This window comes from Ruegeria sp., from assembly GCF_028066395.1.
Lineage (GTDB): Bacteria > Pseudomonadota > Alphaproteobacteria > Rhodobacterales > Rhodobacteraceae > Ruegeria.
Map to the genome: position 1 here is coordinate 12400 of NZ_JALCBM010000057.1, position 15492 is coordinate 27891.

Annotated in this window: 16 protein-coding genes; 8 read left to right on the plus strand and 8 right to left on the minus strand. The window is 53.1% G+C overall.

What is annotated here, in order from left to right; all coding sequences use genetic code 11:
• The first annotated feature begins 206 nt into the window (after positions 1-206).
• Entirely contained in the window at positions 207-1535 is a 1329-nt protein-coding gene (locus tag MPJ51_RS16355; protein WP_298388883.1) for a DUF1629 domain-containing protein, read from the plus strand.
• A gap of 415 nt (positions 1536-1950) precedes the next feature.
• On the opposite strand, the gene MPJ51_RS16360 is transcribed toward MPJ51_RS16355, so the two are convergent.
• On the minus strand, positions 1951-2940 hold the full coding sequence (locus tag MPJ51_RS16360; RefSeq protein ID WP_298388885.1) for an aldo/keto reductase: 990 nt from the start codon (positions 2938-2940) through the stop codon (positions 1951-1953).
• 51 nt (positions 2941-2991) lie between these two features.
• Here MPJ51_RS16360 and MPJ51_RS16365 point away from each other — a divergent pair, with 51 nt between their 5' ends.
• Positions 2992-3846: a LysR family transcriptional regulator gene (locus MPJ51_RS16365; RefSeq protein ID WP_298388887.1), complete on the plus strand. Its 855-nt coding sequence runs from the start codon at positions 2992-2994 to the stop codon at positions 3844-3846.
• A gap of 137 nt (positions 3847-3983) precedes the next feature.
• On the opposite strand, the gene MPJ51_RS16370 is transcribed toward MPJ51_RS16365, so the two are convergent.
• The 4 genes from MPJ51_RS16370 to MPJ51_RS16385 all read right to left on the minus strand — a co-directional run bounded on the left by MPJ51_RS16370 (position 3984) and on the right by MPJ51_RS16385 (position 7643).
• Entirely contained in the window at positions 3984-4616 is a 633-nt protein-coding gene (locus MPJ51_RS16370) for a tyrosine-type recombinase/integrase (RefSeq protein ID WP_298388889.1), read from the minus strand.
• A gap of 171 nt (positions 4617-4787) precedes the next feature.
• Positions 4788-6323 carry a DUF1963 domain-containing protein gene (locus MPJ51_RS16375; RefSeq protein WP_298388891.1) on the minus strand — a complete coding sequence of 512 codons (1536 nt, stop codon included), beginning with the start codon at positions 6321-6323 and terminating at the stop codon, positions 4788-4790.
• A gap of 282 nt (positions 6324-6605) precedes the next feature.
• Positions 6606-7445, minus strand: a complete 840-nt coding sequence (locus tag MPJ51_RS16380) for an EamA family transporter (RefSeq protein WP_298388893.1) — start codon at positions 7443-7445, stop codon at positions 6606-6608.
• A gap of 3 nt (positions 7446-7448) precedes the next feature.
• Positions 7449-7643: a DUF1127 domain-containing protein gene (locus MPJ51_RS16385; RefSeq protein WP_298388895.1), complete on the minus strand. Its 195-nt coding sequence runs from the start codon at positions 7641-7643 to the stop codon at positions 7449-7451.
• A gap of 71 nt (positions 7644-7714) precedes the next feature.
• Here MPJ51_RS16385 and MPJ51_RS16390 point away from each other — a divergent pair, with 71 nt between their 5' ends.
• Positions 7715-8596, plus strand: a complete 882-nt coding sequence (locus MPJ51_RS16390; RefSeq protein WP_298388897.1) for a LysR substrate-binding domain-containing protein — start codon at positions 7715-7717, stop codon at positions 8594-8596.
• Positions 8597-8855: 259 nt separating this feature from the next.
• A complete protein-coding gene (locus MPJ51_RS16395) occupies positions 8856-9311 on the plus strand; it encodes a hypothetical protein (RefSeq protein ID WP_298388899.1) in 456 nt (151 codons plus the stop codon).
• Between the two features lie 34 nt (positions 9312-9345).
• Here MPJ51_RS16395 and MPJ51_RS16400 read toward each other — a convergent pair whose 3' ends face one another.
• The 3 genes from MPJ51_RS16400 to MPJ51_RS16410 are packed head-to-tail and all read right to left on the minus strand — an operon-like array spanning position 9346 to position 11208.
• Positions 9346-9906, minus strand: a complete 561-nt coding sequence (locus tag MPJ51_RS16400) for a metallophosphoesterase (protein WP_298388901.1) — start codon at positions 9904-9906, stop codon at positions 9346-9348.
• Positions 9907-9910: 4 nt separating this feature from the next.
• A complete protein-coding gene (locus MPJ51_RS16405) occupies positions 9911-10498 on the minus strand; it encodes a hypothetical protein (RefSeq protein WP_298388904.1) in 588 nt (195 codons plus the stop codon).
• On the minus strand, positions 10495-11208 hold the full coding sequence (locus tag MPJ51_RS16410) for a cellulose synthase operon protein YhjQ/BcsQ (protein ID WP_298388906.1): 714 nt from the start codon (positions 11206-11208) through the stop codon (positions 10495-10497). Before MPJ51_RS16410 ends, MPJ51_RS16405 begins: the two co-directional genes overlap by 4 nt.
• 147 nt (positions 11209-11355) lie before the next feature.
• On the opposite strand from MPJ51_RS16410, the gene MPJ51_RS16415 reads away from it, so the two are divergent.
• The 4 genes from MPJ51_RS16415 (at position 11356) to MPJ51_RS16430 (ending at position 15468) form a co-directional block, all read left to right on the plus strand.
• Positions 11356-11607, plus strand: a complete 252-nt coding sequence (locus tag MPJ51_RS16415; protein WP_298388908.1) for a helix-turn-helix transcriptional regulator — start codon at positions 11356-11358, stop codon at positions 11605-11607.
• Between the two features lie 593 nt (positions 11608-12200).
• Positions 12201-13766, plus strand: coding sequence for a hypothetical protein (locus tag MPJ51_RS16420; RefSeq protein ID WP_298388909.1), 1566 nt, complete (start codon positions 12201-12203; stop codon positions 13764-13766).
• Positions 13756-14499 (plus strand): ATP-binding protein, encoded by a 744-nt coding sequence (locus MPJ51_RS16425; protein WP_298388911.1) that lies wholly within the window; start codon positions 13756-13758, stop codon positions 14497-14499. The genes MPJ51_RS16420 and MPJ51_RS16425 overlap by 11 nt, the downstream gene beginning before the upstream one ends.
• A gap of 96 nt (positions 14500-14595) precedes the next feature.
• Positions 14596-15468 (plus strand): hypothetical protein, encoded by an 873-nt coding sequence (locus tag MPJ51_RS16430; protein WP_298388913.1) that lies wholly within the window; start codon positions 14596-14598, stop codon positions 15466-15468.
• The last annotated feature ends 24 nt before the right edge of the window (positions 15469-15492 follow it).

Genomic DNA, 15492 nt, shown 5'->3' on the forward strand with positions numbered 1-15492 from the left:
TTAAGTCGAAAGTCCGGTGAGTCCGCTTTGCAGTCATGGGCGCAAGTCGCAGAGAAGGTCTGCTCGGAGCCCTTTTCGGCTAATGCTGCGTATTGTTCGAACGTCGGCTAACCAATACTATTTTCCTATTCATTATCGGCCTTGCCGGGTTACAAGCCGCAGGGTTGCGAAGTAATAGAATTTAGAATTAACCTGATGAAAAAAGCATGACGTGGTTGATACTCCCTCAGCAACCTTCTTCCGAAAACCTAGGGTATTCGTTCCGTGTGACCGCTGGTCTATCTGAATATTGGCACAACAAAGATGATGCACGAGTTTTCAGATCGGTTGGCCTTGGTTCCCAGTTGGTAACAAAGCGCAATCTGCCTAGATCCCGAAATCCTGACACAGCGTTTGATCCGGTCAATCTTCCGATTGCATTTAAGCTGATGTGCTATGATGCTGATGGCAAAAATGTTCCCTTGGAAGAGGCTGGCGGCAAGTTCCCCGATGTTATTTTTGGTGCTGGCGGAAATTACTTTGTTTCAGATCGTTTTCGTCTAACTTTGGACGATGTTGCACCCGGCGCAGCGCATTTCGAAAAGGTTAAGCTGTCCGGACCAAAATTCGCGATACTCAAGCAGGACTGGTACCTGTTGATGTTCCGGGAGTTTGCGGATGTGCTGTTGGAGGATCGTTCCAACCTGATTTCGATCTATCGTCGGTGGGCTGGCTGGGATCTGGCCGACCACGATCAAGGCCCCAGACTTTATGCGAAGAGAAGTTCTGTCTCAGGTTATCGGTTTTGGTCGGGAATTAGAAATGAAAGAACTGCGCCCTGCAACGTTGCCTCTCCCGGCTTCACGTATTGTTCTGATGAAGTGATGGAAAGACTACGGGCTGAGAATGTGACGGGCTTGGGCCCAGCTTATGAAGTTACATTGCTTGAAGACGACGACACTGAGACCATCGCGGCCGGAGCGCCGAAGTTGTTCGAAGGTGTCTATGAGCCCAGTGATGCAACTTTCATTGTTCCATGGATTGAAGGCGTCACAAATGGTGGCGTTTCCACATACGCGGATTCGACCGTTCGAAATACAGACGACATTATTCGCCTGTCTGCCTATACACAAAATAAGTACCCGGACTTTTTCGAAGACAGCTCCATCTTGCTTGCGTCTCCAAGGGCACAGGACGCGCTTGGTCGTTACGCAGAACACGACGTAACATTTACTCCGGTTATCTTTGTGCATACTCAGTTCAGCAAAGGATATCCGCAGCCGGAGGGGTACTGTATTGTTAATCCGAAAAATCTGCGACCATTCATTCCAGAGATATCTAAGGAAATTAGCGCAGGAATCAGACTGACCGGCCAACTCGGATTGAGGGCCTTTGATTTGGACACGATTGATATCTCTTTGTTGAATAACTCTACTTTCTGGAAGGATGAGCAGGGGAGTTACTATTTTTCTTCAGAGCTTTGGGGTAAAATAGAGAAGCTCAAGTTAACTGGTCTGGAGCGGGCCAGAGAAGGGGTTGCTTTGAAGCGGATTTAACAATTTTCAAGAAGTACATTTGAGCAATCGGTTGAGATTTGCAATCTCAACCGATTGCTAGGCAGACGAAATAAACGACATTGGGACCAACCCCGCGAATGGCAGCTTCGTCCAGCGTCTTGCCTGTCCATGTGGGGTGCGGCCAAAGTCGATCCCTACCAGACCGGCCCTTGGCGCAGATCGCGGCGAAGGTGTCAGGAGAGCCCAACCTGTGAATTCGGTTTTCGTGCTGCGAGCGCACGCGGAACCCTAATTGCTGCGGATGCTTGGTCTACGACGCTACTATGCAGCGAAGAGCGCTGCCATTCGTTTACTGCGTAACGAGGATCTCGAAAGCAACTCAGAGGCCGCGGACTTTGCCACCGTCCGTAGAACCAAATCCAATGTCGGCTTTGGAGGTTTAGGCGCTTCTATTCTAGCGGGCTCGGTCTATCGTGTCCGAAGTGTTGCGTTCGATCACAGTTTCGATTTCACCCATGACAGATGCAGGCAGAGGCCCAAAGGACAACGCCTCTGCAATACCTTCCAGTTGATCCACCGTTCGTATGCCGGGAATAGGGATATTCGTCTGACCCCTTGCCCAAAGCCATCCGATTGCGCCTTGAACCAGACTGCGTCCGCCTGTCTCCAGCAAGCCTCGTACGGCATCTAGTCTCTGCAGATACTCGGGATTTGCGGAGGCATTTTTGAAATAGTCCGTTCGGGGATTTGACGTTGAACGTATGTCAGTGTCAGGCATAGTTGTTTCGGAACTGTACTTTTCAGACAATAGACCCATTGCAAGCGGCGATCTGATCAATGCGGTAAGGCCGTGCTGGTCGACAACGCTTTGCATCTTTGGTGCATCGAGCAGAACATTCATGGCGTGTTCGACGGCTGCAAATCCCGGTCGTTCCGCCACGCACGAGAGATTGGCGGAGAAATCCGTACTCCAACCGTAGGCACGCACCTTGCCTGCTATCCGAGCCCGCTCGACCTCATCGAAAATGGCTTCTGCCTTTGCAACCGAAAGGCTGTTGAGGTGCAGCAGAAGCAGATCAATCCGGTCTCGCCCGAGCCTTGAAAGCGACGCTTCGATTGCAGGACCCACCGTGCCTGGGCCTTCTTCGTTCTCCAAAAGCCGTTTGCTTTCCTCGTCAATGGTGACACCGATCTTGGTTGCAATCAGCGCATCAGGGCGACCTTTGAGGGCACGAGCCAGCAGCCGTTCCGCATGTCCTGCGCCGTAGGCAGGAGCGGTATCGAATAGCGTGATTCCCGATGCCAGCGCCGCATGGATGGTCCGAATGGATTCCGCATCGTCAGAATTTGCGTAGCCCACTGTCTCATCTCCCACAAACATCGGACCACCGATTGGCCAGCACCCCATGCCGATGGGGGAAATGTCCTGGTTTAGAAAGCGCATCTCATACCTCCAGATATCGTTTCCCGCACCAGAACACGTCCGCGCCTTCACATGAATGGAACATTCTGCAAAGATCATTTCATGAATGAAACGATGTTAGATTGGGACGACCTACGGCTGTTTCTCGCCGTTGCCCGGCTTGGCGGTCTGTCTGCAGCGGCAACCGCAACAGGAAAAAGTGCACCGACCCTTGGCAGGCGAATGCTGGCGTTGGAACGGCGGCTGGGCCAAGAGTTGTTTGAACGAACTGCTCGTGGCTACGCGCTCGCTCCCGACGGAGAGGAACTGCTGGCCAGCGTCGCCGGGTTGGAGAACCGTATCCTGCCCCTGGTGATCGATCAGAACGAACGGGCGGGACCATTGGTGAAGGTGTCCGCGGGGAGTTGGGTGACGCATGTACTTTGCGAAAGAATTTCCGACATTGTGGGCCGAGAGCCTGTGAGGCTTCGGTTCATAGCGGACGATGCGGCATTGGAAATCGGGCATCGTGAAGCTGTTATCGGAATCCGCAATCACCGCCCTGCCGACACACGGCTTGCTGGTCGCAGTATTGGTCAGGTTCGTTTTGCGGTCTATGCTCAAGACAAAAGCATTACAGGCTGGGCACGTGTTCTTGGAACCACCCCTTCGGCTCAATGGGTTCAAAGCAAACCGCGAACGAAAGCGGATGTTGAGATTACGCAGCCGCGCAACGCGCTTGACTTGGCCCTCGCCGGTTCATGCCGTGCCGTTCTCCCCACCTTCGTCGGCGCAAAGTTTCCGCAGCTTGAGAGGATATCGCAACCAATTCCCGAACTGACGCACGATCAATGGCTCGTAACACATCATGAGGACAGATTTCTTCCTGAGGTACGTAGCGTGATCAATAGGACGCTCAAAGTTTTGCAAGAAAACTGCATGAAATAGAAAGGCCGCGACGCGACAACGGCCGTTCGACCCATGTGCAGCATTTGGAAATTTGGGCTCATTCCGAACCACTACTGCGGAGCGGCCGAAAGTCTCGTTTGGATTGGCGAACGGCATGTGCCGCCCGCCAACATAATTCAGATGTCGATTTGTTCGGCGATACTCAGGGCGTCTTCAAGTTCGACGCCAAGGTATCGGACAGTGCTGTCGACCTTTGTGTGTCCAAGCAGTAATTGAACCGCCCTGAGATTTCCCGTTTTTCGGTAAATTTCTGCCGCCTTGGTCCGGCGCAGCGAATGGGTGCCGTATCCGCTCGGTTCCAGCCCAATCGCGGCCACCCAATCCCGCACAAGCCGGCCATACTGGCGGGTCGAAATATGCGGGCGGTCATGAAACCGGCTCGGAAACATGAAACGGCAGCCCATCATTTCCGGTGATTTGACCCACGCGGCAATCGTATCACGCGTGTTTTCAGAGAGTTCGAATTGAACGGGCCGCTTGGTTTTGCTCTGGACTACGGACATCCTTTCGCGAACACAACCATCCCTCACCAAGTCGGTGACGGCCAGTTTCACCAAATCGCATCCGCGAAGCTTGCTATCAATCGCCACGTTGAACAATGCAAGATCGCGCAGGTTGTCCGCCAGTTCGAGCCGCGCGCGGATCGCCCAGACCTGTTTCGGCAACAGCGGTCGTTTCTGGCCGATGATCCGGCCCTTGTTCCAGGCTATTCGTTTCGGGGTCACAGCTGGAAGTTGGACTCTTGGCATGGTTTGCCCTCCAATCCTCCCGCCAATCCCAAACATCAGCACCGCGCCGACGCCTGAATTTTACTGTCGGTTTGAATGACCGTTGTCCGATCGCCTTTTGGTTGAGATACGCCGGAGACGCATTGGGCTGGTCTGAGCCCAAAGTGTTCGATGCTGCACCACTAACGAACGTCAGGTCATATCTTGAGTCATGCTGACGTTGTTAAATTGACCTGCTGCCAAGTCTTCCGGGCTGATCCATAACTGAACAATCATGTCCGGCCCAAACTCTAAAGGAAGACCAAAGCTGTCGCCGAATTGCATGAGCAGTACATCTTTTGCGTGATCAGTTACAGCAGATTGAATCTCGAAACCTTGCCCGAACATTTGCAAGGGCATCGTGCCTAGGGAGAAACCATTTGGTGACGAGGTGTCGCTCGCATGTATGATGCGACTATCCCAGCGCGAGTCCTGCGGCAGGCGCCCAAACAGAGATTTATGCCGAATTTCCGCATCCTTGCTTGCGTCGGAAAACGCTTCAAGAGCGGCAACGAACATATTACCCGCATGTTTGTCATGCCCTGAAATAGTATGATCCAACAAACCAACTCGCAGACCCAAACTGTAACCGTCGTCATCTTCTTCGGTGCCGTGTCGGTCAATCTCCACCAGCATTTCGACAAATGCCCGCAACAAGACCTCTGACGGATATCCAGTTTCGAATTGAGACAGAGCCATCCAACGCAAGGCTTGATAGTCGAAACTCAACTCAATGGGTGCAGGTTCACTAAAATAGCGAAAGATTGGCTTTCGACCTTTGCCAAATACCCTGATTTCAGCACGATCTCTCTTTTTCTGGCATTGTCGCACCCTTCGATTCAGTAAGAAATGCGTATATCCAGCCTCCAACATTTCCTGAAAATGACCCAAAGCGATGTCACAGCAATTCAGGTAAAAGTTCCGGGACCAATCAAAAATGAAACTCCAGTCTAGGTGGTGGGGCTCCAATGAACTGTTGAAACGAAGAAAGCTTCGAGGGATCGCTTTGTGAAGTGTGTTGAGGTTATCGAACCCGCTTGCTGAAATTTGTTCAGGAGGGTGTGGAAATGGACGTTCTTTTTCAGCTTTCTGAAAAGCTTTAGCAATGGCGTCCTCGTGATCGATCCCAGCTTGCTCGTGTTGCGCTACATCTTTCCCATGCTCTCGCTCTAAGTTTGTAACCAGTGGGTTAGTGGCGCGGGACGACATGAACGGCAATGCATCGGCAAACTGACGAACGAGAACCTTGCCCCCATCCGTAGTGCCGTCTTGGTGCACATGGTATGCCTTAGACCAATCGTCGCCAATGAGCGATGCCAAGTTTTCGGGCGGTTCTCTTTCTGGGATATCGGAGACAGCCTCTGGCCAGTATCGAACCTCGGCATTGGAAAAACCGTAAATCATATCGCCGTCGAGCGGCAAAAAAATATATAGCGTACCTTCGTCAGGTAGTTTGGGAAGCTTCCCGTCACTAGCAACGCGTGAAAGCGCAGCAAGGTCTATTTCTGCTACGAAGTGATGATAGTGGGTTTTCTTACTGGAGGGGTTTACGTGGCCCGGCCAATCAATCTGTTCAGGCAGACGCGGTTTGCCTCCAAATCGCACAGGTTCCTTGCCGTTCACTATATTGGTCGGGATTGGTCTGAGTAGCAAAGCGGTTTCTTTGTCATCAGAACTCGTATCCAACATGCTTTTGATGCCTCACTTCAACTTTCAAATTGCCAACAACCGCTGAGTAAATCCAAACTATGGAAATTGAGTGGCACTGTGCCAGCTATGTTGTTCCAAAAGCGGCCCTATGCTCAAGAACGGTGAATGGCAGCTTCGTCCCGCCGACCTACCTGTTCACAGGCGATGAGTCGGATGGCATCGATGTCCAGCAGAAGTCGTATGTGCATCGAGCGGCGAAGGTGTCAGGAAAGCCCAAAGTGATCGATGCTGCGCACTGCACAGATGACCGCTTTCGAGCCTTCATGCTTTCACCAGCGCGACACCTCCGGCAATCGCTAAGGCCGATAACCAACGCCACCCGCTCACCGGCTCCCGTAGGACGAATGCTGCGATCAGGACGGCGAAGAGGATGCTCGATTCCCGCAGCGCCGCGACCAAGGCAATCGGAGCCTGCGTGAAGGCCCAGACCGCGATCCAGTAGGAGCCAAGTGACATGGCTCCCGCCGCGATCCCTGTTTTCCATGCGGGTAGAACAGCCGGAAAGGCTGCGCGCCCGCGCGTCCAAAGGGCGTAGGCAATCATGCCAATTGCATCCCCGGTCACCATCCAGAGGATGAACCCCGATGACGTGCCCGCGATCCGTGCGCCGATCCCGTCGACTAGCGTGTAACTTGCCGTGAAACCTGCTGTTCCCATAGCGTAGAAGAGGGCCTTTCCTCTCATTCGGCCATCGGCTGATCCGCGCGCTGCCATGACAAGTATGCCAGCGGAGATACAAAGGATGGCAAGGAGAGAAACCGGGTCGAGCGCTACTCCGAGGAATGCAACCGATATAAGCGTCACAATCAGGGGGGCAGTTCCTCTCGCCAGAGGGTAGGCCTGGCTCAGATCGGCATGGGCGTAGGCCTGAACGAGAAAGACCTTGTAGCCCGTATGCAGCACAGCCGCTGCCACGATCCAGGACCACGCCTCTGTCGCCGGTTGGGGCACAAACGGCAGGATCGGGATCGCAATCAGGGCCTGAACAAGGGACAGCAGCAGAACCGTCGAAACCCGGTCCAGTCCGAGTTTGACGACTGAGTTCCAGCCCGCGTGTAGGAATGCGGCGACGAGCACGGCTGCGAAGACGTGGTTCTCCATGCCTCAGCGCCAGAAAGGCTTGGCGGTCTCAACCGCGCTTTCTGCTTCACTGATCCCGACGTCCCGCAAGCCGTCTGAGGTCAGGCGGGATAGAGCGCGCCGGGTGACGAGGTTGCGATACCAAAGCGCCAGATGATCCCAAGTGATCGTACTTGGGACCGTGGTGTCAACGAAGCGGAAGGAGTATTCATGTGCCATGAGCGCTTATCGCATCGTCTATACGCGCTGAAAAACGATGTTTTCTCGACTTGAAAGTGAGATAAACGCACATGAAACGTGGAACACTCCCCCTAAACGCCCTTCGCGCGTTCGAGGCGACGATGCGGCATGGCCAGATGAAGCTGGCAGCTGAGGAGTTGGGTGTGACATATGGGGCTGTTAGCCGACAGGTCCGGGGGCTTGAAGAAATCCTTGGCGTGTCGCTGTTTGATGGGCCACGCAACAAACTCAGCCCGAGCCAGGCCGCCCGCGATCTTCAGCCCGCCCTACAGGATGCCTTCGACCAGATAGAGACTTCGGTTCTGCGGGTGCAGCGCAGGGACAAGCGGACGCTCGATCTATCCTGTCTCAGCACATTCGCGATGCGTTGGCTCATCCCGCGCCTCTTTGATTTTCACGAGGCGCATCCGGGCATCGACGTGCGTATGACCGCCGATGACGCGCCGGTAGACTTCGCACGAGACCGCTTCGACGTAGCTATCCGTGTTGGGCCAGGTCCATGGAGCGGCGCGAATGTGACTGAATTGTTTGCGGATGCAGTTGGACCGGTCCTCAGCCCAACTCTTCTGGAACCCTCTGGGTCGGTGATGTGGGAAAACCTGTCGGCCCTACCTCTACTTCACACGCGGACCCGGCCTGCCGCGTGGGCGGAGTGGTGCAGCGCGACTGGAAATCCTATCTTGTCCAGCGGGCAGGAGTTTGAGCATTTTTACTTCATGCTGGAAGCCGCGACCGCCGGGCTCGGTGTCGCCATAGCGCCGGAGGTTCTCGTCCGGGATGATCTTGCAGCTGGCCGACTGTTCGCCCCGTTCGGCTTCCGGCCTTCTGGCCAGCGGTATGTTGCACTAACGCCGGATCGTCCCTCCGCCGAAGCCGTTGCCTTTACAGAGTGGCTTGAGCTGAAGGCGACGTCAGATGCTGACCACTTGTAACGTGAGAAAATGAAAGCCGACATCTGCGCAGCCGCAGCGAAAGCTCCCTAACTCCGCGTCTTGAAGGTTGGAACTGTCAGCAGCAAAAGCACTGTATGGGTTCGAGCAAGATCCGCGCTGGTGAACGACTGCTTTGGTGACATCCGCTGCACGGAAACAGAAGGTGCGCCGCGACTGCAAAGTTATGCTGCGTCAGCGAGGGCTGAAAATCCAAAGTCGGGTTTGTCCGCATATCGTTAGCTGATGACCGACACATCGAATGGCTGCTGAACTTAGTCGAATTGTAAAAGAAGCCGCTACCGTGAGCTATTTCCGCATCAAATTTGGAAACCTAGCAGCATCGATCCACTGCTTGCCATCCTTCTCGCTGGCCCAAGGGTTACCAAAAGCTCTTGCGTCAGGTGGCTCTTTTTCTGTCAGATCCAAGGCTTTGAGTTTTCGTCGCGCACGCCTATGCTCTGCCTTCTTGAAGGGCTTGTCGCTCACGGCTGTGGTTATGCCAGTTATCGGCGTCTTGCGTCGGGATCTGGACATCTTACTGCCCCTCTATGTTGTCTTTGAGTTCGTGCGCGTAAGTGTAGGGTGGCAAAGTCCAGCCGCGCCTCAAGAGCTCTTCTCTGACCTGCGTTCTGGCCCACCAGCCGCCTTTGACATCTTTGCTGTATCGCGCATGCAGACCGCACTCTATCAGTTGCGCAATGATGCTGTCGTCTAAATCGCTTTTCGTATAGCCATCAGCTTGCGACATCTCAAAGCTCCGAGTTGTGTTCGACATCCTGCCAGTGTTCGTTTTCTGGCAGCGTTTTCGCGCGGCGTTCTATGTCGCGGATTGTAATGGGGACATATCCCCAGACATCCACGCCGACATTTACTGCATTGCGGCTGCCCATCCATTGATCATGTACGTGGCCGAACAGGTGTAGCGCACCTTTCCGGGCACGGTGCCATGTGATCATTGGATAATGACAGAGCACCGAATGTGGGCGCTTGCCTTCTTTCACCTCAGACAGATGTGTTACGCTGGTCCACGGGAGCTGCTGGGTTGCCTCGCCATCGTGGTTGCCGACAATCAGGTGCTTTTCCGCGCCCGGCAATCTTGCAAACAGCTTCATCAACCAGTCACGATCCTTTGCCTTCGGACCAAAGGCGAAATCACCAACAATCCAAAGTACATCGTTCGGTCCAACTCTTGCGCGGAGGTTTTCAAGTAGCACCGCATCCATGTGGCTTGCCGACTGGAAGGGACGACCACAGTGTTTGATGATGTTCTCGTGGCCAAAATGTAGGTCGGCCGTATACCAATTGATCATGGTTCTACTCGGGTGGTCGTTTGCAAGAAGTGGTGCTTGATGCATCAAGACCTAGAACGCGGTCGACCTCGGCTTTCAATCGCGCTGTGCGCTCTTCGTAGCGTTTCGTCCAAATCTTAAGCCCAACAAAAACGCAGACGAGCAACATGACAATATAGATTTGGAGGCTGGTGGCGGAGAAGGCGCGTCCGGAGAGGCCGATAGCATCCATGATCATGTACCACGGAAACAGGCCGGGAAGGGCCAGAAGAAAACCAAGTCCAAAGGTACTGAAGAGGTTAGCACCAAACGTCGTATTGATATTCAAACTGGCAGCCTCGTGAATCCTTTGCGTTGTCAAGTTTGCAACGGCGACGAGCTTACCAGAGGCTCTGTCGCTAAAGACGGCCACCTCATGACCGGGCCGCGCGGCGTCGAACAGATCGCCTTGATACCGATGCTCGCACCCGGCGCTGTCTTGCAACCACAGCTCGGTCGTTTTGTTGATCCTGCCATAACCGGTGGTTTTGTTCACATGGACCGATTGCAACTGCTCTTTGCGGTCCATTACGACGCCTCGAATGACATGGAGTGACACCTCTGCGGTAGTCATGATGCCATGTCCTGCTGCTCAGACAGCAAGTCCAAAACTTCATTTGCCAATTGAATGCATCGGGTCGTCCAGTTGCCCGCCAAGGTGTTCTGATCTGTACTTTGATCTTGATACGGAATGAAACCTGCAAATGCCGGATCAAAAGGCAGCTCTGATGTGAGTACGGGAAGTGGCGAAAAGGCGGCTCGAACCTTCTGCGACTGCTCCGATCCGGCAACCAAGCACTTTATCCTGTCGCTTTGGATTAAGATATCCTCCGGGAGTCGGTCCCTGATCTCCTTGGCGTCCGAAGCGCTCTGGGCTGGAATCACTAGAAGTGACGATCTTCCTATTGCCTCAAAAACGGACGCCGTCTGGTGAGCCGGGGTATCAATGATCGCGTGCGTCCAATCTTCCCGCCATAGCTGATCAAGCACAGCCTCAAGGTAGGCAGCAGTCGAAGCGCGAATGTATTGGATATATCCACCGTGAAATGAATCGACCTGAGCTGCCAAGGCCCATTGAGCGAGAACACTGTGCTCAGGTGGAGCGCCATAGACATGTTTTTTTGATAGAAATCGCTCCTCCAGCGGAACCGCATATCCTGCATCAACTAGCGCAACGCGTTGGCCGATTGATGCCAGTCCCAACGCGAGCGCTGCCGCAGTGGTTGTTCGACCTGTGCCACCTTTGAAACCGAGACACGAGATCGTGTGCAGGTTCAGTTCCATTTCAGATCCACCTTCGCCCTTCAACACAACATGCAAGCCCGCTCAGCCAGTTTTACAGTTGCGGTTGGAACGCAACGCTTACCCCCATTTTGGGGTTAATCCTATAATGGGGGTAGCTGGGCCTGTCGAGCAAAAAGGCAGACGGGTTTGGCAGGAACGGTTCACACACAGGCCTATAAAGACATGCTCTCAACCTTGATCTCTTTGCGTAAAGAATCGGGGCTGTCGCAGGCCGATTTGGCAGAGAGAATCGGTAAGCCAGCGTCGTTTGTCGGTAAATACGAGTTGGGTGAAAGGCGGCTGGATGCGGTCGAGCTGCTAATTATTTTGCGTGAGCTGAGCACAGATTTCGAAGCCTTCTGGGCTCGGACAAACGCTATTCTGCCTCAGAAGCTATAGGCGGAATACGACAGGTATATGTGTACAACTGTCAGTTTTTGTCTCATCCATTTAATAGCTAAACTACCGCGAAGCATCAGTCTAATCCCAGATATATATTATACATATCAACATCTTAAAACATTTCCTCGATGGGCGTGAGGTTGAAAAATTTCGACCATACAGCTACTAAGGACATTACTAGCAATTTTTAAGTCGGCGGTTTGATGATTGAAGCAATGAATGTCAGCAAGCGAGAGTTGATAAAAGCTCAACTGCGAAGTCGCGGTACATCTCTAAGCCAAATCGGACGAGATCTAGGCCTGAAACCATCGACCGTTTCATCCGTACTCGCTGGAGCACGCTCGCTCAATGTCGAGCATGCTATCGCCTCAGCACTAAACACCAAGCCTGAAACTCTGTGGCCGGAGAGGTACCCCCAATGACCATTAAATAAGAAAACCGCCGATTTATCGACGGCTCTCTCGAGTATTTTTGTCAGGTTGGTCACCTTAAGCAAATAATCCTCGATAGCAGCCGCCATGTCAAGGACCGGCAGTTTTGCCGGACGGTTCCGTGCACCTTGTGGGTTGTACGACATCAACGAGGATACCATGAAGTCAGACATTAGAAGGCTAGCTGAACATTTGCTCGACGAGTCACTAAATCACACCGAGGTCGGGCGCTTGTTCAACAAGCACCGAGACACTGTGCGGCGAATGCGCCGCCGCGCCAACGCTCACGATCTCACCTTCGAAGGGCTATCAAATCAAACAGATGCGCAATTGCGCAATATTCTGTTCTCGTCTCGCCTGCGTCGGACAAGATGCATACAGCCCGACTGGGACGCGACAGTCCAGCACCTCTTGCATACTGGTGACAACATGTTGGACTACTATGAAGACTACTATTTGAAACAGCCTGTTTCCGGCGACGGAAAAAGGTACATGAGTTATTCGCATTTCGCAAAGCAGCTTTCTAAGCTTCTAAAGCGGCGTGCGCCGGAATACCGTCATGACTACCGCCCGGGCGAAGTGATGCAGATCGACTTCGCAGGCTTCCAGCCTAGCTACACCAGCGCAGGTGGGACACAGATAAAGTGCACGCTGCTCCTGCTCCACTTTCCTTTCAGTCAGTATTGCGCTGGCTGCATCATTCCAAGTCAGAAGCGTTCAGACTCCATCTACGGACTTATCCGCATCTTCCAAACGTTGGACGGTACCGCGAAACGCGTCATTCTCGACAATTTCAAAGCTGCGATAGATGTCGCACGAGGACCACGGCGCGAAGCAAAGATAAATCCGGAGTTCCGGGCATTCTTAGATCACTATCATATTTCCCCTGATCCAACCCGTGGCGGCGAGGCAAGAGACAAAGGCGCGGTAGAGGGTATTGTTAAGCTGGCACAACGATATCTTCAGCGCATTTTGCGGGATCAACAACCGCGTTCAATCGGTGATTTGAATGAACTGCTACAGACGGCGCTTGATCGCCTCAACGAAAAGGTAATGCGACGCTGGAAGACATCCCGTGCTGCTCGTTTTCAAGCACGTGAGATGCAATGCCTTCGGAAATTGCCAGAAATAGCCTACGATTATGGTGTGTGGAAAGTAGGCATCAAAGTTCAACGTCACTACCGAGTGCACGTTGACGGCCGGGACTATAGCGTGCCTTTCAGTCTTATTGGCGAAGCTGTAAGCATCAAACTAACCGCCGCCACGGTTGAAATGTACCACGACTCATCGCTAGTGGCCGTTCATGCTCGGAGGATTGGTCCGCCAGACGATGATACACCCGTCATTGACCCTTCCCATATGCCAAAAAACCACCGCGCAATGTGGCGTCAAAACCCAGACAACCTGGTTGATCGGGGGACCAGATATAGTCCGAACCTTGGGCGGTTCATTGCTTTGCATCTGGATAAAAATGGCAACCCAAGGGCGACATACAACATGTTGAAGCGGCTCCTGGAAACTGCCTCAGTCCATGGCAAGGCCACAATTGATGCAGCTTGTGTCGAGGCTATCCAACGAAATCAGATCGACCCCGACACCTTGCGGCAAATTCTTGCTCGTGGCCCGTTAAAGCGGAAGCGGTACCAGCCATTGCCGCCAAGCACACCGAGCGAAAACATTCGCGGCGCTAGTTACTATGCGGAGGGTGAAAACGATGCAGTATGAACACCTAGTCGCACTTGCGCGCGAACTGTCACTTTCTGGCTTCGCCGATACGTTGGACCGCCAAGCCGGCGATGCACTCTACACCGAGATGGCCTTCGCCGAGAGGGTCGCGTCACTACTCATTGCAGAGAAGGAGCGTCGCGCATCCAACAGACTCACTCGTATGCTGAATGAAGCGAAGCTGCCGGTCCGGGCAGCTCCCGAAGAACTGATTAATAAAGAGGCACGCGGGATTAAGCCCGCAATTATGAGCGAATTGCTCAAATGCAATTGGATTCCACATGCATGGAACATCCTGATCAGCGGTGAAACCGGCACTGGGAAGAGTTGGATTTCTGCCTGCATTGCCACAGCGGCCATCCGTGCAGGACATAAGTCCCGCTACTTCAAAGTCTCCGACCTGCTTTACAGCCTCACGATGACACTGGAAGACGGTGTCTATCTTCGTGAACGTGAAAAGTTGGCGAAGTATAAGCTTCTGATCCTAGATGACTTTGGAAAAGTAGCGATGAACGAAGCCGAAAAATCGATTCTATTCGATATCATTGAGGATCGTGCTGGAACTCTCTCGACAATAATCGTCGGACAGCGGCCATACAATGATTGGCACGCGTTCATCGATAATCCTGTGATTGCTGATGCCATCCTTGATCGCCTTTCGCGCGATCGTCACCACATCAAACTGCGCGGTGAGTCGCTGCGCCGTCGGGACGCAAACTTCGAGAACCTCTGATCATGCTCTTCGGCGCCGACGCTCAAGCGAATGGGTGCCGAAGGGTCATGCAATCGACTGCTGAAGCTGAATGAGATCGGATGCCGAAGCCTATGAGTGTATGCAGTTGAGCTTTCCGCTAGTGCTTTCAAACTGATGAATGCTTTTGGCATCAAGAATGAGAAACTTGCGGAACTCGGTGCCATGGCGGCGGACCTGCAAGAAAAAGCCGAGATTATTGGGCTGCCAGATCGCTTCAACGAAGTATTCGGATCAAAAGGTTGGATTTGCGTAGGTTCAGCAATGGCAGTAACCGTAATGCAGGACGCTATCAAACTTGCGGAAGCAGGCAAAGATGAAGAGGCGGAGCAAGTTCTCGTCGATTGGTTCACAGAAGACAATATCAATCTGTTTGCGATTAAAAGGGCACGGCGGTTCCACCAAGCCCGACTGCGCGATGACCAACTGAACGAAGCTCTAAAACTCTATCTGGAAGAGCGGTACATGGCTGCTGTTCCCTTGATACTCATAGCCTGTGACGGATTTGCGTCCGATGTATCTGGGGTAAGCCCCTTTGCGGAAAAGGCGGATTTGACAGTTTATGATTCAATTACCGGTCATCACACGGGATTGCCGACTCTGATTGGGATGTTGGTCAAGGGACCTTACAAATCGCGTGATGATGAGTTGAATACTCCCGAACGCCACAAAATTCTTCACGGTCGGGCTTTAGGATACGCCAACAAAGTCGTTTGCGCCAAAGCTTGGCTTCTAATGATGGCGCTTGTTGACTGGGCAATCGACAAGGATTCGGAGAAGGAGCGGCGCTCAGATGCGGAACGCAAAGCTAACCATACACTGTGGGATACCATAAACGGATCAAATTGGCTTATTCAGGCGCTATTTCGGGGGTCAGATGCAACGTTTACTGTTTGTAGATTGAACGGGCTGTTTGGATATTGGTTGCGGGGAGAGGATTTGCACCTGTGACTTTCAGGTTATGAGCCTGACGAG

Bases quoted from the DNA above. Each gene is read 5' to 3' on its own strand.
- MPJ51_RS16355 (WP_298388883.1), top strand. From the start codon at position 207: ATGACGTGGTTGATACTCCCTCAGCAACCTTCTTCCGAAAACCTAGGG.
- MPJ51_RS16405 (WP_298388904.1), bottom strand. From the start codon at position 10,498: ATGACTACCGCAGAGGTGTCACTCCATGTCATTCGAGGCGTCGTAATG.
- MPJ51_RS16370 (WP_298388889.1), bottom strand. From the start codon at position 4,616: ATGCCAAGAGTCCAACTTCCAGCTGTGACCCCGAAACGAATAGCCTGG.
- MPJ51_RS16380 (WP_298388893.1), bottom strand. From the start codon at position 7,445: ATGGAGAACCACGTCTTCGCAGCCGTGCTCGTCGCCGCATTCCTACAC.
- MPJ51_RS16390 (WP_298388897.1), top strand. From the start codon at position 7,715: ATGAAACGTGGAACACTCCCCCTAAACGCCCTTCGCGCGTTCGAGGCG.
- MPJ51_RS16410 (WP_298388906.1), bottom strand. From the start codon at position 11,208: ATGGAACTGAACCTGCACACGATCTCGTGTCTCGGTTTCAAAGGTGGC.
- MPJ51_RS16360 (WP_298388885.1), bottom strand. From the start codon at position 2,940: ATGCGCTTTCTAAACCAGGACATTTCCCCCATCGGCATGGGGTGCTGG.
- MPJ51_RS16420 (WP_298388909.1), top strand. From the start codon at position 12,201: ATGAAGTCAGACATTAGAAGGCTAGCTGAACATTTGCTCGACGAGTCA.
- MPJ51_RS16375 (WP_298388891.1), bottom strand. From the start codon at position 6,323: ATGTTGGATACGAGTTCTGATGACAAAGAAACCGCTTTGCTACTCAGA.
- MPJ51_RS16425 (WP_298388911.1), top strand. From the start codon at position 13,756: ATGCAGTATGAACACCTAGTCGCACTTGCGCGCGAACTGTCACTTTCT.
- MPJ51_RS16365 (WP_298388887.1), top strand. From the start codon at position 2,992: ATGAATGGAACATTCTGCAAAGATCATTTCATGAATGAAACGATGTTA.
- MPJ51_RS16400 (WP_298388901.1), bottom strand. From the start codon at position 9,906: ATGATCAATTGGTATACGGCCGACCTACATTTTGGCCACGAGAACATC.
- MPJ51_RS16395 (WP_298388899.1), top strand. From the start codon at position 8,856: ATGGCTGCTGAACTTAGTCGAATTGTAAAAGAAGCCGCTACCGTGAGC.
- MPJ51_RS16385 (WP_298388895.1), bottom strand. From the start codon at position 7,643: ATGGCACATGAATACTCCTTCCGCTTCGTTGACACCACGGTCCCAAGT.